Raw genomic sequence first — 26,236 nt, 5'->3', positions numbered from 1 at the left:
GAGCTTTGTCTCTCAATCAGGCTGGTTGACGGCCCTTTTAATCTAATCGATTTAAAAAAGCCAGTGTGCAGTGCAATGAATCTGTCAGGCACCGGTTTTAGAGCGAATTCCGCGAAGAGGAAATCCGCAAATGGACTAAAACTTGTCGCGAAGGGCAAACCACGACAAGGCGAGGAAAAGCAACGGCGCCCGCATTCGGGCTCCGCCGGGAAAGGCCGGAATATCGAGCGATTTGAACAGGTCGAGATCGCTGGATTTTCCAAGCACCGCTTCCGCGTAGAGCTTGCCACAATAGTTTGACAGCATGACGCCATGGCCGGAATAACCGCCGATCGAGGTGACGCCGGGCATCACCTCGCGCACGAAAAGCTGGCGCGGCATGGTGATGCCGACGCTGCCGCCCCAGGAATGGGTGATTTCGATATCTTTCAGCGCGGGATAGATCTCGGCGATCTGCCGGCGGATATGCTGCGAGATATCTTTCGGATTGTCCGACGTATAGGCCTCGCGTCCGCCAAACAGCAGGCGGCCGTCCCCGAATTTGCGGAAGTAGCGCACGACGAAGCGCGAATCGGCCACGGCTTCGCCGCCCGGCAGCACATCGGGATGCCCGTCGAGCGGGACCGTGGCGCCGATGAAGGAGCGGATCGGCATGACATGGCTTGCCGTCACCGGCTCGAGGTTGCCGATGTAACCGTTGCAGGCGATCAGCGCGCGGTCGGCGGTGATCGTCCCCCTTTCGGTTTCGATCGTGACCTTGCCGCCGCCCTGGCGCACCGCCGTTGCCTTGGTCATCTCGTAGATGGCAGCACCGGCATTGGCGACGACACGGGCAAGCCCGACCAGCAGCTTCAGCGGATGGATGTGCCCGGTGCCGACATCGCGCACGCCGCAATGGAAACGTTTCGAACCGAGCCTTTCCTGCGTTTCCTTCTCGTCCATGAAGCTGAGATGCGGATAGCCGTAGCGTTGCGCGGCGATCTCGGCATTTTCATAATAATCGCGCTTGTAGCTCGCCTTGTGGGCGACGTTGAGTTGGCCGGGGGCATAGTCGATCTCGATCTGATGCTCACGGGCGAAATCGATGAGATGGCGCTTTGCGTCCTCGGCAAGATCGAACAGCGCCTTGGAGCGTTCGTAGCCGATCTTTTCCTCGAGTTCTTCCGGCCACCATCGCTGGCCGGTGCCGAGTTGGCCGCCATTGCGCCCGGACGCTCCGTCTCCGAAACGGCAGGCCTCGATCAGCACCACCGAAACGCCCGATTTGGCAAGATGGTAGGCGGCCTGCAGGCCGGTATAGCCGCCGCCGATGATGGCGACGTCTGTTGTTCTGGAGCCGTCGAGAGCGGGATAGGTGGGCCGCTCGCCGACGGTTGCCTGATACCAGGACAATCCCGGCGCGATCGGGCTCTGCCACATCTCTTGCGATGCCATGACAGTCCCCTCACACGTTGAGCAGAAGGAATTCCCGCTCCCAGGGGCTGATCACCTGCATGAAGGTTTCGAATTCGCCGCGCTTGACGCCGGCATAAAGGCCGATGAACTGCGAGCCGAACACCTCCTCGAAGGCCGGTTCGTCTTCCAGCAGCGCCACCGCTTCCAGCAGGCCGCGCGGCAGGTCGATCGAGCCCTCATTGGCCGAATCCTCGGTCGGCGCCGTCGGCTCGATCTGCTTCATGATGCCGAGCAGGCCGGCGGCGAGCGAGGCGGCGAGCGCCAGATACGGATTGGCGTCCGAGCTCGGCAGCCGGTTTTCCACGCGCCGGGCCTGCGGATCGGAGACCGGGACACGGAAAGCGGTCGTCCGGTTGTCGTAGCCCCAGGCATTGTTGACGGGGCAGGACATGTCGGGCTGCAGGCGGCGGTAGGAATTCACATAGGGCGCCAGCATCGCCATCGCGCTCGGCACGAATTTCTGCATGCCGCCGATGAAATGGAAGAATTCCTTCGAGGCCGATCCATCCGGATTGGAGAAGACGTTCTTGCCCGTCTCGATATTGACCACCGACTGGTGGATATGCATCGCCGAACCCGGCTGGCCCTGCATCGGCTTGGCCATGAAGGTCGCATAAATGTCGTGTTTCAGCGCCGCCTCGCGGATCGTGCGCTTGAACAGGAACACCTGGTCCGCGAGCTCGATCGGATTGCCGTGGCGCAGGTTGATCTCCAGCTGCGCCGGTCCTTCCTCGTGGATCAGCGTATCGATTTCCAGGCCCTGCTTCTCCGAGAAATGGTAGATATCGTCGATCAGTTCGTCGAACTCGTTGATGCCGGCGATCGAGTAGCCCTGGCCGCCGAGGATCGAGCGGCCCGAGCGGCCTTTGGGCGGATGCAGCGGATAGTCGGGGTCGTCATTCTTGGCGACTAGGTAGAATTCGATCTCGGGTGCTACGATCGGCTTCCAGCCGCGCTCATGATAGAGGCTCATGATCCGCTTCAGCACGTTGCGCGGCGTATACGGCACTTCCCCGCCGTCCGAATCGACGATGTCGCAGATCACCTGCGCCGTCGGGTCGGTCTCCCAGGGCACGACAGAAAGCGTCGAAAGGTCGGGCATCAGCTTCAGGTCGCTGTCGCGCGGCTCATATCGGAAACTCTCCGTCTCCTCGGGATACTCGCCCGAAATCGTATGCCGATAGATCGCCGAAGGCAGCGCAAGCGAGGTGTTCGAGGTGAATTTCGAGCTCGGCATCATCTTGCCGCGCGGAACGCCGGCAAGGTCCGGCGTGATGCATTCGATGTCTTCGATGCCCCTGGCCCGCAGCCACTGTGCTGCTTCCTTCCAGTTCGCAACGCCGCGCAGAGATCCGGGGTCCGGAGGTGTTTTCGTCGAGGCGGATACGTTTCTGGCAGGCTTCAGCGTCGTCTTTTTTGGGGACATGACACACCGGTTTGGTTGATCGTGGCGCCATCATAACCGGACTTTGCCAATTGGCGAGGGGGCGCAAACGTTGACTTTCGCCCTTTGATGGAAAAAGAAGACGCGACTTTCGATTGGGGAAACGGGTTTGCAGCGCAAAAGCGACGTCATCGTCATCGGCGCCGGGGCGGCGGGCATGATGGCGGCCATCCGCGCGGGAAAGCGCGGCCGCTCCGTCGTGGTCCTCGACCATGCGAGGGCGCCCGGCGAGAAGATCCGCATATCAGGCGGCGGCCGCTGCAATTTCACCAATATCCATGCCGGTCCGAAGAATTTCCTCTCCGCCAATCCGCATTTCTGCAAGTCCGCGCTCGCCCGCTTCACGCCCGCCGATTTCATCGCCATGGTCGACCGGCACGGCATTGCCTGGCATGAAAAGACCTTGGGTCAGCTCTTTTGCGACGATAGCGCCAAGGACATCATCCGCATGCTGTTGGACGAGATGCGCGCAGCCGGCACTGCGCTGCATCTCGGCACCGAGATTGCGGGTGTTGAAAAGATAGGCGAGGGCTTCCGCGTCTTAACCGGTGGGGGTGCTTATGAAGCGTCGGCGCTCATCGTTGCGACCGGCGGCAAATCGATCCCGAAGATGGGCGCGACCGGCCTTGCCTATCGTCTTGCCGAACAATTCGGCCTGGCCGTGCTCGAAACCCGTCCCGGCCTCGTGCCGCTGACGCTTGATCCCGGCCTGCTCGAAAGCATCGCGCCGCTCGCCGGCATTTCCGCTCCCGCCGAGATCCGGCACGGGAAGACGGCTTTCCGGGAAGCGCTGCTCTTCACCCATCGCGGGCTCAGCGGCCCCGCCATCCTACAAATTTCCTCCTACTGGCGCGAAGGCGACGAGATCGTCGTCGCGATCGAACCGGATATCGACATCGCGGCGCATCTGAAGACGGCAAAGCAGCGCAATGGACGCCAGTCGCCGCAGACGGCGCTCGGTGAGATCCTGCCGAAACGGCTGGCGCAGTTTCTCGCGGAGCGCGAAAAAATCTCCGGCAACATGGCGGACTTGCCTGACAAGGCGCTGCTGCGCCTTGCCGCCAGCGCTCAGAACTGGCCGGTCAAGCCTTCCGGCTCGGAAGGTTACCGTACCGCCGAAGTGACGCTCGGTGGCATCGACACGGCAGGACTCGATTCCCGCAGCATGGAGGCGAAGGCCGTGCCCGGCCTTTATTTCATCGGCGAATGCGTCGACGTCACCGGCTGGCTCGGCGGCTATAATTTCCAGTGGGCCTGGGCCTCCGGTTTTGCCGCGGGCGAATACGCCTGAAGCTCTGTTTTTCTGCACGTCACTCCTGCATATATTAGCAATATCGATTCAAGACTTCTTAATAGAGGTGCGCCATCCTGTCTCAATTGGCGGTTTGCAGAGCTCTTCCTAAATTAAGCTTTACGGACAAGCCGATTTGTTGGATTGTTGTGTCACATGAGAAGTGAGGTTTCGAGCATGACCAGAAACGCACGACGCGCCCGCGCCATCGCAATTGCCGAGGCAAAGCCGAACGCCCGGATGGTCGCCCTGCATTGCCTCATGCTCGCAGCCGGCGCCACCGCCGCCAGCCTCGCACTGTTGCTCTCACACGTCATCTGATCCTGTCGTCAGGGCTCTACGAAGGCCTCGGCATCGCGATTGTCGAGCTTGCGGCATGACGGTCCACAATTTGCAACTATTTCACCGCCTTGGCTTAACCCGCCATAACCGCTTATCCGAAAATTAAGATCTAATCTGACACAATTGCCCGCGAATATTTGGGCATCTCCAAGTTGTTGGAAATGAATTGGCAATGACTGCCGCCTGGCTTCCGGGTTTCCCAGTGTAAATTTTTAGAACAGCTCGATGTGCACCCGGCGGCGCCATGTGGCCGCCTGCCGGAGGAGTGGTGTATGAAAGGCCCGGAACGCCATGTTGATTGATAAGATTCTTTCCCGTTTCAGGATCAAGACGAAGGTTCTGATCTTCGTTCTGCCCTTCGTGGTCACCATTTCGGCCGTGGGCCTCACGGGCCTTTACGCTTCCGGACTTCTGCAGGGGCGCATGGAAATATCCAACAGCGTGCTGCAGTCGCTGAGCGGCTTCAAGGACCTCTACGGTTCGATGGACGATTTCCTGCGCATCACCAGCCAGCAGGCGCGCGACAAGCTGCTCACCGACCTGAAGACCCAGCAGGGCGTGCTCGACGCGACGCTGGACCAGGTGGGCGAAGAGGCCGCCGGCCGCGACAGCCTTGCGGAAGCTTCGCGCCGCACCAAGGACATCTCGGGCGTCGTCGACAAGCTCTGGGCGCTGCATGAGCAGGAACAGGCATTACACGAGTCGATCGACGCGGCGCAGAAGAGCCTGATTAGCACCCGCTTCACGGTCACCTACCAGGCCGATGAACTGCAGACCGCGCTGCAGCGCGACGAGGGCGCCGCCACCATCACCCTTCGCACGGCCGACCGCCTGCTGAAGGGCGGCGATTTCCTCGGCAGCGTCGCCAGCGGCTACAGCAAGCCACAGACGCCTGAGGACAAGATCGCCTACATCAAGCAACAGCTGCCTGAGATCATGAAGTCCCAGCGGCTGATCGCCATCTCGGTCCCCACCAACCAGAAGAACGTCATCGACTCGCTGGCTGCGACCATCGACAGCATCAAGACGATCGCCGAGATGCCCAGCCCGACCGAAGAGAACATTACCGAACTCGGCCGTCTCGTTTCGCGCTTCCGCCAGACCTCGACCTATACGCAGCTGACCGCGACGCAGAAGATGCGCGAGGCGACACAGCGCTTCGCCGAGCTCGAAGGCCGCATCGCCCAGACCAATTCCGTCCTTCAGGACACGCGGCGCCTCGAAAATTCCGTCTATTCGCTGCAGATCGTTCTTTCCGATTTCCTCGCCAACTCGAGCAAGGAGAACCTCGTGCGTCTGCAGCAGCAGGCCGGCACGCTCGGCAAGGACATGCAGGTGCTGACCACCAGCGCCAAGGGCATGGGCTTTGCCGAGGGCATCTCCGGCGCGATCCAGCCGGCGCTCGACGCCATCTCCGGCGGCGGCTCGAAGATCGTCGAGACGATCGGTGAGCGCGTCACCGCCTATGCTGCGGCCCGCCAGGAACTCGATGATATCTGGAAGAAGCTCACCGATTTCGCCGAGCTGCAGAAGCAGACGGCCGGAACCGAGCGCACCCAGGCAAACAGCATCTCCGTCATGACCACCGGCCTCGGCATCCTCCTGTCGATCCTCGGCGGCATCGCTTTGGTGCTGACGCTGCAGCGCCCGATCAGCCAGATCACCGCCGCCATGCGCCGCATCGCGGAAGGGGCGCTGGACACCAGCATCTCCGGCGAGAAGCGCTACGACGAAATCGGCGACATGGCCCGCGCGCTCGGCATCTTCAAGGAAAACGCCATCTCGAAGATCCGCATCGAGGAGCAGAGCGACGAGGAACGCGCCGCCGCCGAACACGAGCGCCAGCGCAACGACGCGGAAAAACGCGAAATGGATCGCCAGATCGAATTCGCCGTCAACCAGCTCGCCGCCGGCCTCGAGCGCATGTCGCAAGGCGACATTTCGACGACGATCGAAACGCCCTTCATCGGCCGTCTCGAACAGCTGCGCCAGGATTTCAACGGTTCGATGATGCGCCTGCAGGCGACGATGAGCCAGATCCGCGACAATGTCGAACTGATCCAGGGCAACGGCAATCAGATGGCCCAGTCGGCCGAGGACCTCTCCAAGCGCACCGAGCAGCAGGCCGCCTCGCTCGAAGAGACCGCGGCCGCCGTCGACGAGATCACCGTCACCGTGCGCTCGTCGGCCGAACGCGCCAAGGATGCAGACCAGATCGTCCGCCAGGCCAAGCGCAGCGCTGATGATTCCGCTGTCGTCGTCAGCAACGCAATCGATGCGATGAGCCGCATCGAAGAGGCCTCGCGCCAGATCGAGCAGATCATCGGCGTCATCGACGAGATCGCCTTCCAGACCAACCTGCTGGCGCTCAACGCCGGCATCGAGGCGGCGCGCGCCGGCGAGGCGGGCAAGGGCTTTGCCGTCGTCGCCATGGAAGTGCGCGAACTTGCCCAGCGCTCCGCAGCCGCGGCGCAGGAGATCAAGGGCCTGATCAACAAGTCGACCAACGAGGTCAGTTCCGGCTCGCAATTCGTGCAGGAGACCGGGACGGTGCTTGCCAAGATCAGCGCCCAGATCGTCACGATCAGCCAGCATGTCGAGATGATCGCCCGCGCCAGCCACGACCAGTCCAACGCGCTGCAGAGCGTCAATGCGACGGTCAACCAGATGGACCAGATGACGCAGCAGAATGCCGCGATGGTGGAAGAGACCACCGCCGCAAGCCGGGAACTCGCCGACGAGGCGGACTCGCTGCGCCGTCTCATCCAGCAGTTCAAGATCGACGGCGGTGCGGCCGAAGCGCCGATCTACCGCGCCGCCTGATCATCGATCGATCCTGTCCCTTTCGAGCGGCCTCGGACCTCCGGGGCCGCTCTATTTTATTGTGCGGAAGTCGCGCTGTGATTGAAAAGATCTGAACGGTGAAAGAATAGGTGGAGAGCCAGGGACGGTCTTTCGCGTGAATAGGCGCAAATATCTGAAAACAGGCGAATAATACCTTCGGCAGCACTGATTTACGGAAAATTTTCCTTAACGCTTTTCGTCTAATTTAACACTGGTTCTTCTGCCGGGGGTTTTGATGCTGCGCCTTTTCTCTACGTCGATCGTGCGTCAGATCGTTGCGATCACGCTGTTTCTGCTGGCCGTCAGCACGGCTGCCATCGTCGGCGCGACCTATTACAATCTGAGTGGCCATGTCATGGACGGGGCCGTCGCTGACGCCAGGGACGCCACCCGCGCGATGGCCGTCCTCTACGGCGCGGCCGATCAGGCGGCAAAGATCGAGCTGAAGGACAATCAGCTTACGGCCGTCACGGAAGACGCCATTCCGGCCCTTGCCGATCATTCGCTGGTCGACCGGACGGCGCAATCGATCGCAGGCGTTGCCACGATCTTCCAGAAACAAGGCGGCGACTACGTCCGCATATCCACGAACGTCAAGAAGGAAAACGGCGACCGCGCCGTCGGCACCAAGCTCGCCGCCGATCATCCCGCCCAGCCGGTTCTCGCCAAGGGCGAGGCCTATTATGGCCAGGCGCAGCTTTTCGGCCGAAAGTTCATGACCGGTTATTTCCCCATCAAGAGCGCATCGAACGCCAATGTCGGCCTTCTCTTCATCGGCATTCCGATGGAAGTCTACTATGAGCGTTTGAACGAACTGCAGATGCTGGTTCTCGGCGCCGGCACCATCGTCATGCTGCTCGTCGGTGTTCTCGCCTATTATACGATCCGCCTGTCGGTGCAGCCTATGCAGGCGCTGACCGCGAGCGTCCATTCGATCTCCTCGGGCAATCTCGATGGAGCGATCCCCTGCACCGAGAAGAAGAACGAGTTCGGCGAGATCGGCCGGGCCTTGGCGCTCTTCCGCGACAGCGCCCGCGCCAAACGCGATCTGGAAACGCAGGCGGCCGAGCAGCGCGCGCTGAGCGATGCCGAACGCGCCAGGAACGATGCGGACAAGCGCTCGCTCGACGGCCAGATCGACTTTGCCGTCAACCAGCTGGCGGCCGGCCTCGGGCGCCTGTCGCAGGGTGACGTCTCGCAGACGATCGGCACGCCGTTCGTCGGCCGGCTGGAACAGTTGCGCGTCGATTTCAACGCTTCGCTCCTGCGGCTCCAGGATACGTTATCGGGTATCCGCGACAGCGCCTCGACGATCCAGCGCAACAGCGGCGCAGTCTCCGCCTCCGCCGACGAGCTTTCCAAGCGTACCGAGGCGCAGGCGGCAAGCCTCGAAGAGACGGCGGCCGCTGTGGAGGAGATCACCGTGACGGTCCGCTCTTCCGCCGAGCGTGCCCGTGAGGCGAACAATGTGGTGGCTGCCACCAAGCGGACGGCCGACAATTCCGGCGCTGTGGTCGGCGATGCCGTCGCCGCCATGGAGCGTATCGAGCAGGCCTCGCAGCGTATCGAGCAGATCATCGAGGTGATCGACGACATCGCCTTCCAGACCAATCTTCTGGCGCTGAACGCCGGCATCGAGGCGGCGCGCGCCGGCGAGGCGGGCAAAGGTTTTGCCGTCGTTGCCCAGGAGGTCCGCGAACTCGCCCAGCGTTCGGCCGATGCGGCACGCGAGATCAAGTCGCTGATCGAGACCTCGAGCCGGGAAGTGACGGCAGGCTCCGAGCTGGTCCAGAAGACCGGCAGCGTGCTTGCCTCGATCAGCCACGAGATCATTGCGATCAGCGGCCATGTCGAGACCATCGCCACCGCAAGCCGCGATCAGTCGGCCGCATTGCAGGAGGTCAACGGCTCGGTCAACGCCATGGACCAGATGACCCAGAAGAACGCCTCGATGGTTGCCGAGACGACGCAGGCAAGCCGCCTGCTCGCAGGCGAGGCCGATACGCTGATGGCGCTGATCGAGCGGTTTCGTATCGTGGCGGAATCCGCACCCGCTCACCTTACGGCCAGGAAAGTCGCCTGAGCCCCGCAGCCGGCGTCGGTTCGGGCCGGCGCCGTGCGGTCTTTTCGCCATCTGAGGTCTCTTGATGTCAGCCAGGTGGCGAACCGGACGAGGGGGCTATCTCCGAATTCGGCGTAGAATTCATCCTCGCTCTGTTTCGGATGATATCCCAGGGAATGTTGAACATCGCGGATGCCTGCGATTGCGATCATGTCGATCATGGGAGTGTCCTTTCCATTGCCAGACACCCCATGATTTAAGCGTCGAATTTCTCTTCATAAATAGCAGAAACCCGGCTATGTTTTTCATCGATGAAAAACGCAAACTGGGACTCCTACCAACTATTCCTGCAAGTCGCCCGGCTCGGCGGCCTGACCGGGGCAAGCACCGCAAGCGGGCTCAGCCCCGCGACCATCGGCCGGCGCATGCTTGATCTCGAACAGGAGATCGGCCGCGGACTGTTTTCGCGCAGCCAGACGGGATATCGCCTGACGCAGGACGGCCAGGCGCTGCTCGATCATCTTCAGGAAATGGAAGCCGCCGCCCGCAAGGTGGAAGCGTGGCGGCAATCCGGTGAGGGCGGCACGACGGTCAGGATTGCAGCCGGCACCTGGGTCGCCTGGCTTCTGACGGAGAATTTCGCTGCCATCCGCATGCCGGGCGATAGCTTCGCAATCTCGCTGACCATCGGTGAGGCGCGCGCGAGCCTTGCCTATCGCGAAAGCGATATCGGCATTCGCGCCTTCGAACCGGCAGAGGCCAACCTTGCCGCACGTCTGCTCGGCGAGGTGGCCTATGCCGTTTATATCAGGCGCAATGCCGCTGAAACGGATGACCGCTGGATCGCGGTCGCCGAGGAGGAGGCGATATCGGCCTATCTGCGCTGGCCGCACGCCAATGCCGCGGCCGGCATCGTCGCCACCGTCAACCGGCCGCGTTCGCTGCCGGATATGGTGCGCGCCGGCGCCGGCAAGGCGGTGCTTCCCTGTTTCGTCGGCGATCTTCATCCCGAATTGCAGCGGCAGGGCGGCGAGCTGCCGGAACTGCGCCACCGGCAATGGATCGTCATGAATGCCGAGGACCGTCATCGCCCGGAGATCCGAACGGTCGCCGACCGCATGACGAAGCTGATCAGAAGTTATGCAGACCTCTTCGCCGGAAAACGACCGAGCCGCGGTTGATGCTCAAGGGCATAGGTTCCAGACGATGACGCCCGCGCATCTCGTGGACGCGCGGGCGCTCTGAGTTGATGGCTTGGACCAATATGGTCAGGCCCGCCGGCGTTTTCCTCAGTGCCGGTTGGTGACGACGACGGGGATCAAGAGATCGCCCCAGTTGCCGTCGCCGCCGTGGTGACGGGCCGAGCGCACCAGCTCGACCGAGACGCCGGCTTCGACGGCTTTCATGACCGATTGGTTCAGCCGGTGCAGGTCGTTGGCAAGCATGCGGATCGTCGTCTGCTGATCGTCGCTCATGCTCGATGCCTGCTCTTCGGCCCGTTCCCGGACGCGTGCGATGGATGCCATGGTCTTCTCCTCCTCTTCGGGTTATTCCGCAGCCGGTTTGAACTGCGCATGTTCGGTTGAATCGTGCATTGCCGTGGTCGAAGACCGGCCGCCGGTGATGGCGAGCGATACCGCGTCGAAATAGCCGGTGCCGACCTCGCGCTGATGCTTGGTGGCGGTATAGCCGTTGACCTCGGCGTCGAATTCCGCCTGCTGCAGCTCCGAATAGGCCGACATCTGCCGCTGCCGGTAGCCGCGCGCCAGTTCGTACATGCCGAAATTCAGCTGGTGGAAGCCGGCGAGCGTGATGAACTGGAACTTGTAGCCCATCGCGCCGAGCTCGCGCTGGAATTTCGCGATCGTCGCCTCGTCGAGGTTTTTCTTCCAGTTGAACGAAGGCGAACAATTGTAAGCGAGCAGCTTGCCCGGATAGACCTTGTGCACGCCTTCGGCAAAACGCCGCGCCTGCTCGAGATCCGGCTTCGACGTTTCGCACCAGATCAGATCGCAATGCGGCGCATAGGCGACGGCCCGCGCGATGCATGGCTCGATGCCGTTCCTGACCTGGTAGAAGCCTTCGACCGTGCGCCCGGCATCATAGTCCACGAAGGGCTGGTCGCGCTCGTCGATATCGGACGTCAGGAGTTTCGCCGCTTCCGCATCGGTGCGGGCGATGACGAGTGTGGCAACGCCCATGACGTCGGCGGCAAGCCGGGCGGCGTCAAGATTGCGGATATGGGCGGCGGTCGGGATCAGCACCTTGCCGCCGAGATGGCCGCATTTCTTCTCCGAGGCCAACTGGTCTTCGAAATGAACGCCGGCGGCGCCCGCCTCGATATAGGCCTTCATGATCTCGAAGGCATTGAGCGGCCCGCCGAAGCCTGCCTCCGCGTCGGCGACGATCGGCGCGAACCAGGTGTCAACGGAAAGGCCCTGGCCTTCCGAAGTCTCGATCTGATCGGCGCGCTGCAGCGTGCGGTTGATGCGCTTGGCAAGCTCCGGCCCGGCATTGGCCGGATAGAGAGACTGATCGGGATACATGGCGGAGGCCGTATTGGCGTCGGCCGCAACCTGCCAGCCGGAGAGATAGATCGCCTTTAGTCCGGCGCGCACCATCTGCATGGCCTGGTTGCCGGAAAGCGCGCCGAGCGCATTGACGAAATCTTCCTGGTGCAGGAGCCGCCACAACCGGTCCGCCCCCATTTCCGCCAGCGTATGGCGCAGTGTCACCGAGCCCCTGAGCCGCTGTACGTCATCGGCCGAGTAGGGCCTCTCGATGCCGTCGAAGCGGGTTGTCGTTGTATTTGGGACGAGTTTGTAAAAATCGGTCACGCTGTTCTCCTCGCTGAAATCCTATGCAAAGTGGATGCATGACAAGATTGACAATAATGTCCGAAATGACCAGGAAAACCTTTGATTTCTGGCTTGGAAAGAGGTTAAGATGACGAGGATTGACAGACGGAAGCTGTGAATTTGTAACAAATTGTAAATAATCTCCTCCCTGTGTTGTCAAAAGGTTTGACATGGCGGAACGCAAGATATTCGCAGGCGCGAAAGTGCGGCGCATCCGCAATGCGCTGGCGCTGACGCAGACCGCCATGGCCGAGGCGCTGGAGATCTCGCCTTCCTATCTGAACCTCATCGAGCGCAACCAGCGGCCGCTGACGGTGCAGCTCCTTCTCAAGCTTGCGGCCGTCTACAGGGTCGACCTGGAGGAGCTGCGGGGCCAGACCGGCGGCAGTCTCGGTCAGCTCAAGGAGATCTTTGCCGACCCGCTGCTATCCGGCGAGCTGCCGGGCGATCAGGAACTGGTGGAGGTTGCCGAGGCGGCTCCCAATGCCGCCAGCGGTATGATCAAGCTCTATCGCGCCTATCGCGAGCAGGCGGCAAGATTGTCCGACCTGACGGCGCTGATGGCCGCCGAAGGCCATGCGCCTATCGCCGCCGGCCGGTTGCCGCTGGATGAGGTGCGCGAGACGCTGGAGCGCAGGTCCGCCTATTTCGCGCGGATCGAGGCGGCGGCGGAAGCCTTTGCCGCAACGCTTCCCGGCGGAGCCGATCTCGGCGCCGGGCTGAAGGACTGGCTGCGTTCGGAGCGCGGCATCGCGGTGCGTGTGCTGCCGGTGCATGTCATGCCGGATCTGCGCCGCCGTTTCGATCGCCATTCGATGCGGCTCTTCATCTCCGAACGGCTGTCGCAGGCCGACCGCGCGCATGAGATAGCCATTGAAGCGGTGACGCTCGCGTTGTTGCCGGCGATCGAGGCCGAGCTCGACGACCTCTCGCTCTCCTCGGCCGAGGCGCGCCGCATCGCTCGTTTCGAGCTTGCCCGCATCGCCGCCCTGGCGCTCGCAATGCCTTACGAGGCCTTCCTGTCAGCGGCGAAATCGACGCGCTACGACATCGATATCCTGCGTGCCCGTTTCGGGGTCTCCTTCGGCCATGCCGCCGCACGTCTTGCCATGCTGCAGCGCCCCGGCGCTGCCGCGATCCCCTTCTTCGTGATCGAGATCGATGCTGCCGGCCACCGCCTGCGCAGGGCAGGCGCCCAAGGCTTTCCGCAGGCCGGCTTCGGCGGAGGCTGTCCAAAGCTCAACATTCACGCCGCTTTTCTGCAGCCCGGGCAGATCCTTGCCGAAACGGTCGTCATGCCGGATGGCACATCCTTCCTGACGATCGCCCGCACGCTGGAGGGACCGAGCGTCGAATTCGGCGAAAGGGTGAGGCGCACCGCGATCCTGATCGGCTGCGATGCCGCCCTCGGCGAGGGGCTGGTTTACGGGCAGGCGACGGCGCTCGATCCGGTCGCGATCGGTCCGGCCTGTCGCCTCTGCGAGCGGCGCGGCTGCCTTTCCCGTGCCGAGCCACCGGTGACGAGACCGCTCGGGCTCGATGAGATGGTGGCGGGGCTGAGCGCCTTCGACTTCCAGTGATTGTGAAATCGTTGAAGACACAGGATTTTGCGCTTGTGGGCTCCGGAATTCCTTCTTAGTCTGCGGGCAAAACCAGAGGGAAAAGATGTCCGGGGATGCGGAATCTTTGAACAAACAGGAGAAGTCATGAGGTCAACCATCCTAACCGTGACGGCCGCCGCCGTTGCCGCACTCCTTGCTGCCGCTCCGGCCCTTGCGCAGGAGCGCGTGGTCAACGTCTACAACTGGTCGGATTACATCGACGACAGCATCCTGACCGACTTCACCAAGGAGACCGGCATCAAGGTCGTCTACGATACGTTCGATTCGAACGAGACCGTGGAAACCAAGCTGCTTGCCGGCGGCACGGGTTATGACGTCGTCGTCCCCACGGCCGACTTCCTGCAGCGCCAGATCCAGGCAGGGGTTTTCCAGAAGCTCGACAAGTCCAAACTGCCGAACCTCTCCAACATGTGGGACGTAATCCTGCAGCGCACCGCGTCCTATGATCCGGGCAACGAATATGCGGTCGACTACATGTGGGGCACCGACGGCATCGGCTACAACGTCAAGAAGGTCGCCGAAATCCTCGGGCCGGATGCCAAGCCCGGCCTCGAAGTGATCTTCGATCCGAAGGTCGCTGAGAAGTTCAAGGATTGCGGCATCTACGTGCTCGATACCCCGAAGGACGTCATGACCACGGCTTTGCGGTATTTGGGCCTCGATCCGAACTCCACCAAGGCCGAGGATTTCAAGAAGGTCGAGGAACTGCTGACGGCGGTGCGCCCCTATATCCGCAAGTTCCATTCGTCCGAATACATCAACGCCCTTGCCAATGGTGATATCTGCATCGCCTTCGGCTATTCCGGCGACATGCTGCAGGCCCGCGACCGTGCCGCCGAAGCCAAGAACGGCGTCGAGGTCAACTACTCGATCCCGGTGCAGGGCGCCCAGATGTGGTTCGACATGATGGCGATCCCCGCCGATGCCAAGCATGTGGCCGAAGCGCATGAATTCCTGAACTACATGATGAAGCCCGAGGTCATCGCCAAGGCGAGCGACCACACCTTCTATGCGAACGGCAACAAGGCCTCGCAGCAGTTCGTCAGCAAGGAAGTGCTGGAAGATCCGGCCGTCTACCCGACGGAGGAGGTGATGAAGAACCTCTTCACCGTCAAGCCGTGGGACCCGAAGACCCAGCGCACGGCGACGAGAATCTGGACGAAGGTCGTCACCGGCCAGTAAGTGATGCCAGGCCCGGACGGAAACGTCCGGGCCTTTCCATTACCGGCCAGGGTGAGGGGGCCGGCTGAATCTGTATTTTCGGGGAATAATATGAAATCTTTGGGCAATATCCGCCGCGCTTTCGCACCCTGGACCGATCCGTCCGCAAAACCTTTCATTGCCTTCAAGAATGTCACCAAGCGCTTCGGCGATTTCACCGCCGTCGATAATCTGTCGCTTGATATCTATCACCGCGAGTTCTTCGCGCTGCTCGGCGCGTCCGGCTGCGGAAAGTCGACGCTTCTGCGCATGCTCGCCGGCTTCGAGCAGCCGACGTCGGGCGAAATCGTTCTCGACGGCACCAATCTCGCGGGTACGCCGCCCTACAAGCGGCCGGTCAATATGATGTTCCAGTCCTACGCGCTTTTCCCGCACATGACGGTCGAGAAGAACATCGCCTTCGGCCTGAAGCAGGATGGCATGCCGAAAGACGAAATGGCCGAGCGCGTCGCCCAGATGCTGAAGCTCGTAAAGCTCGAGCAATTCGCCTCGCGCAAGCCGAACCAGCTCTCCGGCGGCCAGCGCCAGCGCGTGGCGCTCGCTCGTTCGCTCGCCAAGCGCCCGAAAGTGCTGCTGCTCGACGAGCCGCTCGGCGCGCTCGACAAGAAACTGCGCGAGGAAACCCAGTTCGAGCTGATGGACCTGCAGCAGAACCTCGGCCTCACCTTCGTCGTCGTCACGCACGACCAGGAAGAGGCGATGACCATGGCAGACCGCATCGCCGTCATGAGCCATGGCAAGGTGGTGCAGGTGGCAACGCCAGCCGAAATCTACGAGGCGCCGAATTCGCGCTTCGTCGCGGACTTCATCGGCGACGTGAATATCTTCGACGGCAAGGTGACGACGTCAGGAAACGGAGCTGTCGAGATCGCGGTCGAAAGCGGCTTCACGATCCGCAGTGCCGCGGCGGAGACGCCGGCCATCGGCAATACCGTGGGCTTTGCCATCCGCCCGGAAAAGATCCGCGTGACGCGCGCAGCACCCGCGAACGCCTCGGTCAATACCGCCAAGGGCGAGATCTGGGATATCGCCTACCTCGGCGACATGACCGTTTTCCACATCAAGCTGCCGAGCGGCAAGTTCGTCAGAGCCTCTTCCCTCAACGCGCAGCGTTCCGTCGAAGACCCTTTCAGCTATGATCAGGACGTCTGGGTCTCCTTCGATGAGAATGGCGGCGTGCTGCTGAAGGATTGAGATCATGGGAACCCTTGCCTCACGCTTCTACAGCCGCCTCGTCATCATCATTCCCTATGCCTGGCTGCTGCTTTTCTTTCTGGCGCCGTTCTTCATCGTCTTCCGCATCTCGCTGTCGACGACGGCCATCGCCATACCGCCTTATGAGCCCGTCTTCTCATTTGCCGACGGCTGGGCTGGTTTCTGGAGCAAGGTCGCGACTTTCTCCTTCGACAATTACAGCTACCTCATAGACGATCCGCTCTATTTCAACGCCTATCTGTCGAGCGTCATCATCGCTGGTATTTCGACCTTCCTGATGCTGCTGATCGCCTATCCGATCGCCTACGGGATGGCGCAGGCCCCGCGCCGCATCCGCCCGACGCTCTTGATGCTCGTCATCCTGCCGTTCTGGACGAGCTTCCTGATCCGCGTCTATGCCTGGATCGCCATCCTGAAGCCGGAGGGGTTGCTGAACCAGCTTCTCCTGTCACTGCATATCATCGACAGCCCCTTGATCATCCTCAACACCACGACGGCCGTCTACATCGGCATCGTCTATTCCTACCTGCCCTTCATGGTGCTGCCGCTCTATTCGGCGCTCGAAAAGATGGACGGCACGCTGATCGAGGCGGCCCAGGATCTCGGCTGCACCCCGACCCAGGCCTTCTGGCGCGTCACCTTTCCGCTGTCGATCCCCGGCGTGGTGGCTGGCTGCATGCTGGTCTTCATCCCGGCCGTCGGTGAATTCGTCATCCCGGATCTTCTCGGCGGTTCGCAGACACTGATGATCGGCAAGACACTGTGGAACGAATTCAACGCCAACAGAGACTGGCCGGTCTCCTCGGCAGTCGCTACGATCCTGTTGCTGATCCTGGTGATCCCGATCGTCTTCTTCCAGAATGCACAGGCCAAGGCCGAAGAGCGGGGGAAATAAGCCATGCTGAGATGGACCCGTTTCAACATCATCTCCGTCGTGCTCGGTTTTGCCTTCCTCTACCTGCCGATCGTGCTTCTGGTGGTTTTCTCCTTCAACGAGTCGAAGCTCGTCACCGTCTGGGGCGGCTTCTCTACCAAGTGGTATGTCTCGCTGCTCTCGAACCAGGCCCTACTCGATGCAGCCTGGGTGACGATCCGTGTCGGTGTGCTGTCGGCCACCTTCGCAACCGTCCTCGGCACGATGGCGGCGCTGACGCTGGTGCGCTACACGCGCTTCCGCGGCCGCATGCTCTTCTCAGGCATGGTCTATGCGCCGCTCGTCATGCCGGAGGTCATCACCGGCCTGTCGCTGCTGCTGCTCTTCGTGGCGATCGGCCTGGACCGTGGCTTCTGGACCATCACGCTGGCGCATACGACGCTGACCATGTGCTTCGTCGCCGTCGTCGTGCAGTCGCGCCTCTTAAGCTTCGACCAGTCGATCGAGGAGGCGGCTCAGGATCTGGGTGCGCCGCCGGTGCGGACCTTCTTCGAGATCACGCTGCCGATCATCTCGCCGGCGGTGTTTTCGGGCTGGATCCTGGCTTTCACCCTGTCGCTGGATGACCTCGTGATCGCAAGCTTCACCTCCGGCCCCGGTGCAACCACGCTGCCGATGAAGATCTACAGCCAGGTGCGCCTCGGCGTGACGCCTGAGATCAATGCGATTTGCACGATCCTGATCGCCATCGTGGCGGTCGGCGTCATCTGCGCATCCATCGTCACCAAGCGGCGCGAAGTGCAGCGCGAGCGCGATGAGCGGGCGGCTGCTGCCGGCGCCTGACCGGCTCGTCCTATCCGGAGGTGGGCACTCTACTGCGCGTGGGGCGCGTTGTTGAGAAGTGGAACCGGCGAGATCACCGGGTTTGGCCATGAGCCGCCGACGAAAAACGGCAGAAGCGGCAACTCTGCCGCCTTGGCCGGATCGGTCGCCTCCAGCGACCCGGAAAGCGCCAGCCCGTTCGATTGATAGGTGATTACGCCGGAAAGCGTCAGCGTCTGCTCCGGCCCGGCGACACGGGCGTCATGGATTTCGGCCGAGCCGTTGGCGAAATCGGCTTGAAGGTCCAACTGATTGAAGGCGAAGGCACCGTCTGCTGCTGCACTCAGCGGGAAGAATGGCTTCTGGGCTGCCTGTATCCTGAGCGCTCCGGCGTCGATGCCGGGAATCGTGCCTTGCCTCGTCCAGAAATGCAGCTTGCCGGTGACGTCGCCAAGGCCGGACGTCCAGATCGCCTTCGACGACTGCAGGTCGAGGTCGAGCGATCCTGTGGCAAGCGGCAGCGGCCCCTTGAGCTGCAGTCGTTCGGCAAGGGCTGCGAAGTCGGCATTCCGGATCGACAGCTGCAGCTTTCCGCCGCCATCGAAATCGCGCTGCGTCGCTTCCAGATGCGCCGTCAATTCACCACCTTCGAACTGGCTGTCGCCAATATCGAATTTCGCCTCGCCGCCCGTCACGATCATGCTGGCGCCGAGATCGGAAAGCTCGAAGAGACCCATCTGCGCACGGCGGGCCGAAAGCCTGACATCGACATCGAGCACCTTCAGCGGCTCTCGCATGTCGGCCGAGATCTCTTCCGCCTCGCCGGCGGCGAGCCGCAGCGCGAAGGCGTCGAGGAATGGCTTGAGGTTCATTTGGTCGAAGGCGAGCGTACCGCCGATCTTTGGCCGCTTGCCCGGCGCCGTAGATAGATCCATCACGCCGGTGGCGCTCGCTTCGTTCAGCGATAGGCTGAGATCGTTGAAGCGCAGCCCGTTGCCTGACGACATGATGTCGGATTCCAGCGAGGCGCTCTTCAGCGTGCCGATGCCGGGGATCGATTTGCCAGACCATGTGAGAAGCGCCGGCATGTCGGGAATGCTGATGGCGATGTTGCCGGAAAGGGAAGAAAGGCTGGCGATGCTGGCGACACCCTGGAAGCGCGCTGTCATCAGGTTCGACGTGAGCGACGTCCTGGCCTCGGCATTCCTGCCGGCAAAGGCGAGCAGCGGCTGGCGCGAGGCGTAGTCGACCTTCAGGTCCTCGCCGTTGATGCGGGCGATGACGACTGCCGAGATGGCGCCTGAAAGCCTCGGCCAGGCAATGTCGGCCGTGACGCTGTCGAAGCGGTAGATCTTGCTGCTCTTGACGTCGGTGACGACGAGCGTGCCGTCCTCGACGGTCACCGCACCGATTTCGGCGTCGAGATCGGTGTCGAGCACCTCCGCGCCATTTTCGTAGCGAACGCCGGCAATCGCGCGCGCAAGCAGGCCGGCATAACTCCAGTCGATCAGCCCTTTCTCATCACGCGTCAGCGCCAGGTTCGGGCGCAGCAGGTGGAATTCGTGGAAGCTGGTCCGGCCTCTCAGCGCATCGATGAGGCTGAAATCGGCCGACAGGCTTTCAATGCTGCCGAGCAGCTTGTCGCCGCTTTCGCGCGGCTGGCGGATGGTGACCTGGTTCAGCGTGATGCGTGGCGTCGGCCAGAATTCCAGAACCGGGTTGCCCTTGATCTCGGCATGATAGCCCGTCCATTTCGACAGCGCGTCCTCGATGCCGGAGCGTACGAAGCCGGTCGTGATCAGATAGGGCGCCGCGACCCTGAGAGCCACGAAAAGCCCAAGTGCGATCAGGAGGAACAGCGTCGAAAGACGGGCAAAGGCCGGGAGCCACCGCGAAACGGGTCCGATCTTCCTGCGCCACCTGCGATGTCTTGACGTGCTCATGATCTCCGCCGGTAATTCAGCCGGTTACCCCGTTATGCGCTGATTTCGCCGGATATATGAAATGCCGGGCGTATGCAAATCCCCTCCGGCGTCCAGGCGCCCGATGACGCGGTTCCGCACTTTATAATGCAATGCAGCATGATATAAAGACCGGATTGGGGAGGAGGATTGAATGCAGGATAACAGACCACTTTGGGCGCCTTCGGAAGACGCCGTCGCAAAAAGCCCGATCCATGCCTTCATGGAGCGTTGCAACGCCGAATTCGGCCTTTCTCTTTCTGGCTTTCAGGATCTGCACGCATGGTCGGTGGCCGAGCGGGAGAATTTCTGGTCGGCGGTCTGGGATTTCTGCGGCGTGAAAGGGGAGCGCGGCGCAAGGGTCCTGGTCGACGACGACCGCATGCTGGGCGCGCGCTTCTTTCCCGACGCGACGCTGAACTTTGCCGAAAACCTGCTGTCGGGCCGCGGCGAGGCCGATGCCATCATCTTCCGCGGCGAGGACAAGGCCCGGGATCGCTGGTCTTGGGACCGGCTGCGCGCGCTCGTCTCGAAGCTGCAGCAGGCCTTCAAGGCGCAAGGCATCTCTGAAGGCGACCGCATTGCCGCCATGATGCCGAACATGCCGGAGACCGTCGCCGCCATGCTCGCCGCCGCCTCGATCGGCGCCATATGGTCGTCCTGCTCCCCCGATTTCGGCGAGCAGGGCGTGCTCGACCGCTTCGGCCAGATCGGCCCCAGGCTTTTCATCGCCTGCGATGCCTATTGGTATTCCGGCAAGCTGCAGGATGTCGGCCCCAAGGTCGCCGCGGTCGCAAGAAGCCTGGGCGTGCCTGTCGTCGTCGTTCACTATGCCGGCGATGCCGAGGCCGTGGCGCGCAACACTCCCGATGCGTCGACGTTGGAAGCCTTCGTCGCGCCCTATGAGTCAGCGGAGGTCGAGTTCACGCGCCTTGGCTTCTCGCATCCGCTCTACATCCTCTTTTCGTCAGGCACGACGGGGGTGCCGAAATGCATCGTGCATTCGGCCGGCGGCACGCTGCTGCAGCACCTCAAGGAGCAGCGGCTGCATTGCGGCCTGGAGGCCGGCGAAAAGCTCTTCTATTTCACCACCTGCGGCTGGATGATGTGGAACTGGCTGGTCAGCGGATTGGCGAGCGGCGCCACGCTCTGCCTGTTCGACGGCTCGCCTTTTGCACCTGACGGCAACGTATTGTTCGACTATGCCGAGGCTGAGAAATTCGCGATCTTCGGCACCTCGGCGAAATATATCGATGCGGTGCGCAAGAGCGGCCTGACGCCGCGCGTGAGCCATGATCTCTCCAGCCTCCGGCTGATGACCTCCACCGGCTCGCCGCTGTCGCCCGAAGGCTTCACCTTCGTCTATGAGGGCATCAAGCAAGACGTGCAGCTCGCCTCGATTTCGGGCGGCACCGATATCGTCTCCTGCTTCGTGCTCGGCAATCCGCTGCAGCCGGTCTGGCGCGGTGAGATCCAGGGGCCGGGCCTCGGCCTTGCCGTCGACGTGTGGGACGATGACGGCAAGCCGGTGCGGGGAGAGAAGGGTGAGCTCGTCTGCACCAAGGCCTTCCCCTCGATGCCGGTCATGTTCTGGAACGACCCCGATGGCGCCAAATATCGCGCCGCCTATTTCGACCGGTTCGACAATGTCTGGTGCCACGGCGATTTCGCCGAATGGACGGAGCATGGTGGTCTGATCATCCACGGCCGTTCGGATGCGACGCTCAATCCCGGCGGCGTGCGCATCGGCACGGCGGAGATCTATAATCAGGTCGAGCAGATGGAGGAGGTGGCCGAAGCGCTCTGCATCGGCCAGGAGTGGGACGACGATGTGCGCGTCATCCTCTTCGTCCGCCTTGCATCCGGCGTCACGCTGACAGAGGATCTCGTCAAGGCGATCAAGACGCGTATCCGCACCGGCGCCTCGCCGCGGCATGTGCCGGCGAAGATCATCGCCGTTGCCGATATTCCCCGCACCAAATCCGGCAAGATCGTCGAGCTTGCCGTGCGCGAGGTCGTTCACAACAGGCCGGTGAAAAACCTGGAAGCGCTTGCCAATCCCGAGGCGCTGCGGCTCTTTGCGGGCCTGAGCGAGCTGAAGGATTGACGTGCGCGGGACTGCTAATTTTTACCATTCATCAATTCGGTGTCATGGAAACCTTTCGTTAAGAAAGGTTGGTCAAAGGTGAAGCAACTTGGGGGTCGCACATGAACGAGGCGGCCTGGAGTCTTCGGGCTTCCGAAACATGACGTTGATCGACTGAGCTCTTGTTGAACAGCACAAATTCAAGGCAGCCTCTGGCTGCCTTTTTTTATCGCCGACGTGCAAAAGAGGCCTGCAGCGCTTACGATTTCGGACCGCAGCCTCAGCCGGCGAGCACACGCTGCGACGGGAAGGTGATCTCGACGAGCGTGCCCTCGTTCGGCGCCGAATTGATCGAGAAGATCGCCCGGTTGGCATCCACCATCGCTTTGGTCAGCGGCAGGCCGAGCCCGGTGCCGTCGCCGCGATGGCGTGATTGCGTCGATGAAACCTGCCGGAACGGCTTCATCGCCTGGTCGAGTTCGCTGCGTGTCATGCCGACGCCGGTATCGCGGACCCTCAACACGACGCTGCCATTCCCCTCATAAGAGGTGGAAACGACGATCTGTCCGCCCGATGGGGTGAAGCGGATGGCGTTCGACAGGATATTCAGGGCGATCTGCTTGATCGAGCGCAGATCCGCCACGACGTCGGGTACCGAATGCGACAATGCCGTGCGGATGATGACGCGCTGGCCGTTCGCCTGCGGCTGCACCAGCGCCACGGCTTCCGAGACCGCCTCGTTGAGGCCGACGGCGGCAAAATCGAGATCCATCTCGCCCGCCTCGATCTTCGAAATGTCGAGCAGGTCGTTGACGATGTCGAGGACGTGCCGGCCGGAGCGGCCGATATCGTTGGCATATTCGATATAGCGGGGATGGCCGATCGGCCCGAAGCGCTCACCCGCCATCATGTCGGAAAAGCCGATGATGGCGTTGAGCGGCGTGCGGATTTCGTGGCTGACGCGGGCGAGGAAATCGGTCTTGTGGGCGTTGGCGGTTTCGGCAGCACCCTTGGCGTTGCGCAATTCGTCCTCGGTGCGCTTCCATTGTGTGATGTCGCGGATGACGGCGCAATAGCCGTTGGAGGAGGTGAGCTGGCCCATCGTCATGAACAGCGGCACGAAGCCGCCGGCGGCCTCGCGGCCGATCACTTCGCGCCCGTCGTTCAGCACGCTCGCCACGCCATGGCCGGAGAGGCCGTTCAGATAGTCGAGCACCGCCTTCTGGCTCTCATGGGCAAACAGCATGACGAAGGGTTTGCCGCGCGTCTCCTGCTCGTCGTAATTGAAAAGCGCGCTCGCCGAGCGGTTCATCGAGCGGATGTCGCCTTCCGTGCCGATGACGACGACGCCATCGGTCGCCGTTTCCAGGATCGAGCGCAATTCCTCCACTTCGACCTGCAGCTTGGCGACTTTCTCGACCATCCGCTCGGGCCGCGCTTCGGACCGGCTGCTGTCGCTACGGCTTTCGTCCTTGCCTTCCACGGGCATCAGCGCCAGCATCAGGGCATTGGCGTCTTCCCAGCGTACCGATTGCAGCCGCGCGGTCACCGGGACCAGCCGGTCGTCGGCCTTGACGAGCATCATGGTGCCGGAGCCCGCCGCCTTTTCATCGAGATCGCGGCGCTGCAGCAGGGCTTCGATGCCGCCCACCTCGCGCAGCTCATCGAGCGAAGCGTAGCCCGTCAGCCGCATGAATTCGGGATTGGCATGAAGGAGCGCATCGCCGACATGAATGAGTACGGCGACGGGCAACTGGTCGACCGTTCCGGCCGACAGCCCGTCCGTCATCTTCACGCGCGGCGGAATGAAGCTGGTGAGAACCTCGATCTGGCTGACCGTCTCCTCGAGCCCTTCCGTCGCCTCGTCTTCGGATATGGTGGCCGGCTCGTCGTCGTCGCGCTCGGCATCGGCCGCATTCTCGAAGATCGCTTCCTGCGGCGCCGTCTCCTCGGCGAAGGATGCTTCGGCCTCCTCAACTGCCGGCGCTTCCTCGAAGCCGGCCGTTTCGGTGGCGGCGGGTTCCACCGCTTCCGGAACGGTGGGCTCATCCTTGCGCGCGCCGAAAGCCTCGAGACGCTTGGCGATCTCGCGGAAATTCGCTTGTTCGGCGGCCGTCAATGCAGCGCCGGTGCTGTGAATCTGAACGACCTTATCCGTGAAACGGCGATTCGGCGTATCGGAAATGCGCAGCGCCGGCGGCTCTTCCATGGGGGCGGTCGGCTCGGTGGCGGCTTCGGCACTGTCCTCCGGTTCCTCTGCGACACTTTCAAAGGCAGCCTCTTCGGCAGCAATCCCTTCCGGTGCCGTCTCCTGGCGCTCCGGCTCGGCTGCCGCAACTGTGTCTTCCGTCACTGTGGCTTCGGCCGGAATCTCTTCGGGCGCGGCTTCCTCTTCGGAAACGGGCTCGGGCACAGGGCCGAGGCTCGCCGCATCATGGCCGACCCCGTCGGGGCCGAGCGTCAGGCCAAGCGCCAGCGGGTCTTCCTGCGCATCGGAAAGCCGGACGACGCCGAAGCCACGGAAACCATCGAAGTCGCGGTTGCGGGTATAGGTCGGCAGTGCGGCGAGATCGACAGGAACGACAAGGCTGGTGCCTTCGACCGGCCAGAAGATCGTCTTTCCCGACCATGTGTCGCGGCGGGCGAGCGCCTCGGAGAGCTTGCCGTCCGGATCGAGGTTGAAGAGGGCGGCGATATCGCTGAAAGCCGAACCGATGATATCTGAGGCATGCGGGCCGACGGCCTCGGCAAATTCGTGGCTGACCTCGTTGAACCGGCCCTCGGCATCGATCTTCCAGACGAAGCGCGTGGCGCGGCTGTTCGGCCTGAAGACGAAGCCGGGTTCGGCCGCAAGCTTTGGGGCAGCGGGCATGTCGGAAATTTCAGGCGCTGCGGCCGGGGGTTCTTCGAAGGCTGCTTCAGGCGCTTCGTCGATATGCGTGTCACTGGCTTCGGCGGGCGGCTCCACCGTCTCGGCCGTTTCCGCGGTGGCGGTCGCGTCGTCCTCGATGATCGCGGCAGGCTCGTCGGCTTCATCCGCGGGGCTTTCGGTCACGCCGCTGCCGCCTTCCGGTTCCTCGTGCGCGGCAGGTTGAAACTCCGCGACCGTCTCGTCTCGAGATGCGACAGCCGTCTCGGCCGGCGGCTCGGTTTCGCCGGCGATCTCTTCCAGCGTCTCGTCGACCTCTTCGATCCCCGAGACGGCATCGATGATGTCGGTGAACTCAGTCGCAGCGGCGGCTTCGTCCTGAAGCGCTTCGGCCGGCGCCGGATTTTCTTCCCACGCAGGCGTATCGGCGGCCTGCGGCACGTGCGTATCGATGGCTTCCTGCGCGGGCGGATCGATGGGGTCGAGATGGCCGAGCACGGTCTCCACGGCAAAGAGCAGATTGAGTGCCGGTTCGTCGCTGAGCTTGCCGACCGCGGCCGGGAGATAGCCCCTGCCGGTGGCGACCGGGCGCTTCACCAGGCGGTCGGGATGGGCGCCGGCAAGGTTGATCAGGGTTTTTGCGGTCTCACCGGAGATGGCGAGCGAGGCAAAGCCCGGCGAGGCGGCGATGACCTCGCCATTGGCGCCGATGACGGCCATATGCGTATCGGGGTCATCAAGGCCCTGCAGCATCTGGGCGGCCGCAGCGCCTGACGTCAGCGGCCGTGCCGAGACCGGCACCGAAAACAGGATGGCCTTTTCGCCGGATGAAAGCCGGATCAACTCGGCCGCGGCCTGCACCTGCACGCGCTGGAAGCCTTTGGCGACGCGGATCATCAGGTTTCTGTAGTCGCCGATATCGGCAAGCTGGCGCGCGGCCGTTTCCAACTGGCGGAAGGTAATGTCGCCGCGGTCGGCGCCCTGGTCGAGCAGGTCATAGACCGCCGAATGGCCGAAGAGCTCCGCACCCGCGCCGTTCGCCCAGAGCAGCCGGGCGAGATCGGCCGAAAACAGCACCATCGCCTCGCCGCGTGAAAAGCGTTCCCGCACCCGTGCATGCACAGCGATGTCGATGAACGGGTATTGGACTGCGGGCATGATCGAACCTTGTCGCTGTCGGCCTCTTAAATTAACGGCTTATTAATAACTGCAGGCGGCATGCCGGTCCAGAACAGCGGGGTGCTTTCGGCCCATAGGGTTAACGACTTGT

Annotated in this window: 17 protein-coding genes and 1 pseudogene; 11 read left to right on the top strand and 7 right to left on the bottom strand. The window is 62.5% G+C overall.

Going from position 1 to position 26,236, the window contains the following annotated elements; genetic code table 11:
- Window positions 1-135: 135 nt before the first annotated feature.
- Complete coding sequence (locus QD408_RS17915; protein WP_414140226.1) at window positions 136-1,434, bottom strand: NAD(P)/FAD-dependent oxidoreductase; 1,299 nt, start codon at window positions 1,432-1,434, stop codon at window positions 136-138.
- 10 nt (window positions 1,435-1,444) lie between these two features.
- A complete protein-coding gene (locus QD408_RS17910) occupies window positions 1,445-2,881 on the bottom strand; it encodes a glutamine synthetase family protein (RefSeq protein ID WP_088680475.1) in 1,437 nt (478 codons plus the stop codon).
- Window positions 2,882-2,968: 87 nt separating this feature from the next.
- Between QD408_RS17910 and QD408_RS17905 the strand changes: the two are divergent.
- From QD408_RS17905 to QD408_RS17890, 4 genes and pseudogenes are all read left to right on the top strand, one after another.
- Window positions 2,969-4,190: pseudogene (locus tag QD408_RS17905) on the top strand (NAD(P)/FAD-dependent oxidoreductase).
- A gap of 177 nt (window positions 4,191-4,367) precedes the next feature.
- A complete protein-coding gene (locus QD408_RS17900) occupies window positions 4,368-4,511 on the top strand; it encodes a hypothetical protein (RefSeq protein ID WP_190237361.1) in 144 nt (47 codons plus the stop codon).
- Window positions 4,512-4,823: 312 nt separating this feature from the next.
- Window positions 4,824-7,355 (top strand): methyl-accepting chemotaxis protein, encoded by a 2,532-nt coding sequence (locus QD408_RS17895; RefSeq protein ID WP_088680477.1) that lies wholly within the window; start codon window positions 4,824-4,826, stop codon window positions 7,353-7,355.
- A 256-nt stretch (window positions 7,356-7,611) separates the two neighbouring features.
- Window positions 7,612-9,459, top strand: coding sequence for a methyl-accepting chemotaxis protein (locus QD408_RS17890; protein WP_414140225.1), 1,848 nt, complete (start codon window positions 7,612-7,614; stop codon window positions 9,457-9,459).
- Here QD408_RS17890 and QD408_RS17885 read toward each other — a convergent pair.
- A complete protein-coding gene (locus QD408_RS17885; RefSeq protein ID WP_088680479.1) occupies window positions 9,432-9,659 on the bottom strand; it encodes a hypothetical protein in 228 nt (75 codons plus the stop codon). The genes QD408_RS17890 and QD408_RS17885 overlap by 28 nt on opposite strands.
- Window positions 9,660-9,749: 90 nt before the next feature.
- Here QD408_RS17885 and QD408_RS17880 point away from each other — a divergent pair, with 90 nt between their 5' ends.
- Window positions 9,750-10,619 (top strand): LysR family transcriptional regulator, encoded by an 870-nt coding sequence (locus QD408_RS17880; RefSeq protein WP_088680480.1) that lies wholly within the window; start codon window positions 9,750-9,752, stop codon window positions 10,617-10,619.
- A 108-nt stretch (window positions 10,620-10,727) separates the two neighbouring features.
- Here the strand turns inward: QD408_RS17880 and QD408_RS17875 are convergent, their stop codons facing one another.
- Both QD408_RS17875 and aceA read right to left on the bottom strand, forming a co-directional pair.
- Complete coding sequence (locus QD408_RS17875) at window positions 10,728-10,964, bottom strand: hypothetical protein (RefSeq protein ID WP_088680481.1); 237 nt, start codon at window positions 10,962-10,964, stop codon at window positions 10,728-10,730.
- 21 nt (window positions 10,965-10,985) lie between these two features.
- Window positions 10,986-12,275, bottom strand: coding sequence for an isocitrate lyase (gene aceA / locus QD408_RS17870; RefSeq protein WP_414140224.1), 1,290 nt, complete (start codon window positions 12,273-12,275; stop codon window positions 10,986-10,988).
- Between the two features lie 191 nt (window positions 12,276-12,466).
- On the opposite strand from aceA, the gene QD408_RS17865 reads away from it, so the two are divergent.
- From QD408_RS17865 to QD408_RS17845, 5 genes are all read left to right on the top strand, one after another.
- Window positions 12,467-13,876, top strand: coding sequence for a helix-turn-helix domain-containing protein (locus tag QD408_RS17865; RefSeq protein WP_414140223.1), 1,410 nt, complete (start codon window positions 12,467-12,469; stop codon window positions 13,874-13,876).
- Window positions 13,877-14,002: 126 nt separating this feature from the next.
- Window positions 14,003-15,100, top strand: a complete 1,098-nt coding sequence (locus tag QD408_RS17860) for a polyamine ABC transporter substrate-binding protein (RefSeq protein ID WP_088680484.1) — start codon at window positions 14,003-14,005, stop codon at window positions 15,098-15,100.
- A gap of 90 nt (window positions 15,101-15,190) precedes the next feature.
- Complete coding sequence (locus QD408_RS17855; RefSeq protein ID WP_088680485.1) at window positions 15,191-16,333, top strand: ABC transporter ATP-binding protein; 1,143 nt, start codon at window positions 15,191-15,193, stop codon at window positions 16,331-16,333.
- Window positions 16,334-16,337: 4 nt separating this feature from the next.
- On the top strand, window positions 16,338-17,249 hold the full coding sequence (locus QD408_RS17850; RefSeq protein ID WP_414140222.1) for an ABC transporter permease subunit: 912 nt from the start codon (window positions 16,338-16,340) through the stop codon (window positions 17,247-17,249).
- A 3-nt stretch (window positions 17,250-17,252) separates the two neighbouring features.
- Window positions 17,253-18,071, top strand: coding sequence for an ABC transporter permease (locus QD408_RS17845; RefSeq protein WP_414140221.1), 819 nt, complete (start codon window positions 17,253-17,255; stop codon window positions 18,069-18,071).
- Window positions 18,072-18,100: 29 nt separating this feature from the next.
- On the opposite strand, the gene QD408_RS17840 is transcribed toward QD408_RS17845, so the two are convergent.
- The gene (locus QD408_RS17840) at window positions 18,101-19,993 is read right to left on the bottom strand and encodes an AsmA-like C-terminal region-containing protein (protein ID WP_414140220.1); all 1,893 of its coding nucleotides are present in this window, start codon (window positions 19,991-19,993) and stop codon (window positions 18,101-18,103) included.
- Window positions 19,994-20,165: 172 nt separating this feature from the next.
- On the opposite strand from QD408_RS17840, the gene QD408_RS17835 reads away from it, so the two are divergent.
- Window positions 20,166-22,118 carry an acetoacetate--CoA ligase gene (locus tag QD408_RS17835; protein WP_414140219.1) on the top strand — a complete coding sequence of 651 codons (1,953 nt, stop codon included), beginning with the start codon at window positions 20,166-20,168 and terminating at the stop codon, window positions 22,116-22,118.
- 259 nt (window positions 22,119-22,377) lie between these two features.
- On the opposite strand, the gene QD408_RS17830 is transcribed toward QD408_RS17835, so the two are convergent.
- Complete coding sequence (locus QD408_RS17830) at window positions 22,378-26,124, bottom strand: ATP-binding protein (protein ID WP_414140218.1); 3,747 nt, start codon at window positions 26,122-26,124, stop codon at window positions 22,378-22,380.
- Window positions 26,125-26,236 lie beyond the last annotated feature (112 nt).

Source organism: Rhizobium sp. BR 249, from assembly GCF_047445895.1.
Lineage (GTDB): Bacteria > Pseudomonadota > Alphaproteobacteria > Rhizobiales > Rhizobiaceae > Rhizobium.
The sequence above is the reverse complement of the archived record's forward strand: the minus strand, read 5'-3'. Positions and strand labels throughout refer to the sequence as shown.

What these genes read in the sequence shown, in the direction of transcription:
- QD408_RS17915 (WP_414140226.1), bottom strand. Translation starts at nt 1,434, where the DNA reads ATGGCATCGCAAGAGATGTGGCAGAGCCCGATCGCGCCGGGATTGTCC.
- QD408_RS17910 (WP_088680475.1), bottom strand. Translation starts at nt 2,881, where the DNA reads ATGTCCCCAAAAAAGACGACGCTGAAGCCTGCCAGAAACGTATCCGCC.
- QD408_RS17900 (WP_190237361.1), top strand. Translation starts at nt 4,368, where the DNA reads ATGACCAGAAACGCACGACGCGCCCGCGCCATCGCAATTGCCGAGGCA.
- QD408_RS17895 (WP_088680477.1), top strand. Translation starts at nt 4,824, where the DNA reads ATGTTGATTGATAAGATTCTTTCCCGTTTCAGGATCAAGACGAAGGTT.
- QD408_RS17890 (WP_414140225.1), top strand. Translation starts at nt 7,612, where the DNA reads ATGCTGCGCCTTTTCTCTACGTCGATCGTGCGTCAGATCGTTGCGATC.
- QD408_RS17885 (WP_088680479.1), bottom strand. Translation starts at nt 9,659, where the DNA reads ATGATCGACATGATCGCAATCGCAGGCATCCGCGATGTTCAACATTCC.
- QD408_RS17880 (WP_088680480.1), top strand. Translation starts at nt 9,750, where the DNA reads ATGAAAAACGCAAACTGGGACTCCTACCAACTATTCCTGCAAGTCGCC.
- QD408_RS17875 (WP_088680481.1), bottom strand. Translation starts at nt 10,964, where the DNA reads ATGGCATCCATCGCACGCGTCCGGGAACGGGCCGAAGAGCAGGCATCG.
- QD408_RS17865 (WP_414140223.1), top strand. Translation starts at nt 12,467, where the DNA reads ATGGCGGAACGCAAGATATTCGCAGGCGCGAAAGTGCGGCGCATCCGC.
- QD408_RS17860 (WP_088680484.1), top strand. Translation starts at nt 14,003, where the DNA reads ATGAGGTCAACCATCCTAACCGTGACGGCCGCCGCCGTTGCCGCACTC.
- QD408_RS17855 (WP_088680485.1), top strand. Translation starts at nt 15,191, where the DNA reads ATGAAATCTTTGGGCAATATCCGCCGCGCTTTCGCACCCTGGACCGAT.
- QD408_RS17850 (WP_414140222.1), top strand. Translation starts at nt 16,338, where the DNA reads ATGGGAACCCTTGCCTCACGCTTCTACAGCCGCCTCGTCATCATCATT.
- QD408_RS17845 (WP_414140221.1), top strand. Translation starts at nt 17,253, where the DNA reads ATGCTGAGATGGACCCGTTTCAACATCATCTCCGTCGTGCTCGGTTTT.
- QD408_RS17840 (WP_414140220.1), bottom strand. Translation starts at nt 19,993, where the DNA reads ATGAGCACGTCAAGACATCGCAGGTGGCGCAGGAAGATCGGACCCGTT.
- QD408_RS17835 (WP_414140219.1), top strand. Translation starts at nt 20,166, where the DNA reads ATGCAGGATAACAGACCACTTTGGGCGCCTTCGGAAGACGCCGTCGCA.
- QD408_RS17830 (WP_414140218.1), bottom strand. Translation starts at nt 26,124, where the DNA reads ATGCCCGCAGTCCAATACCCGTTCATCGACATCGCTGTGCATGCACGG.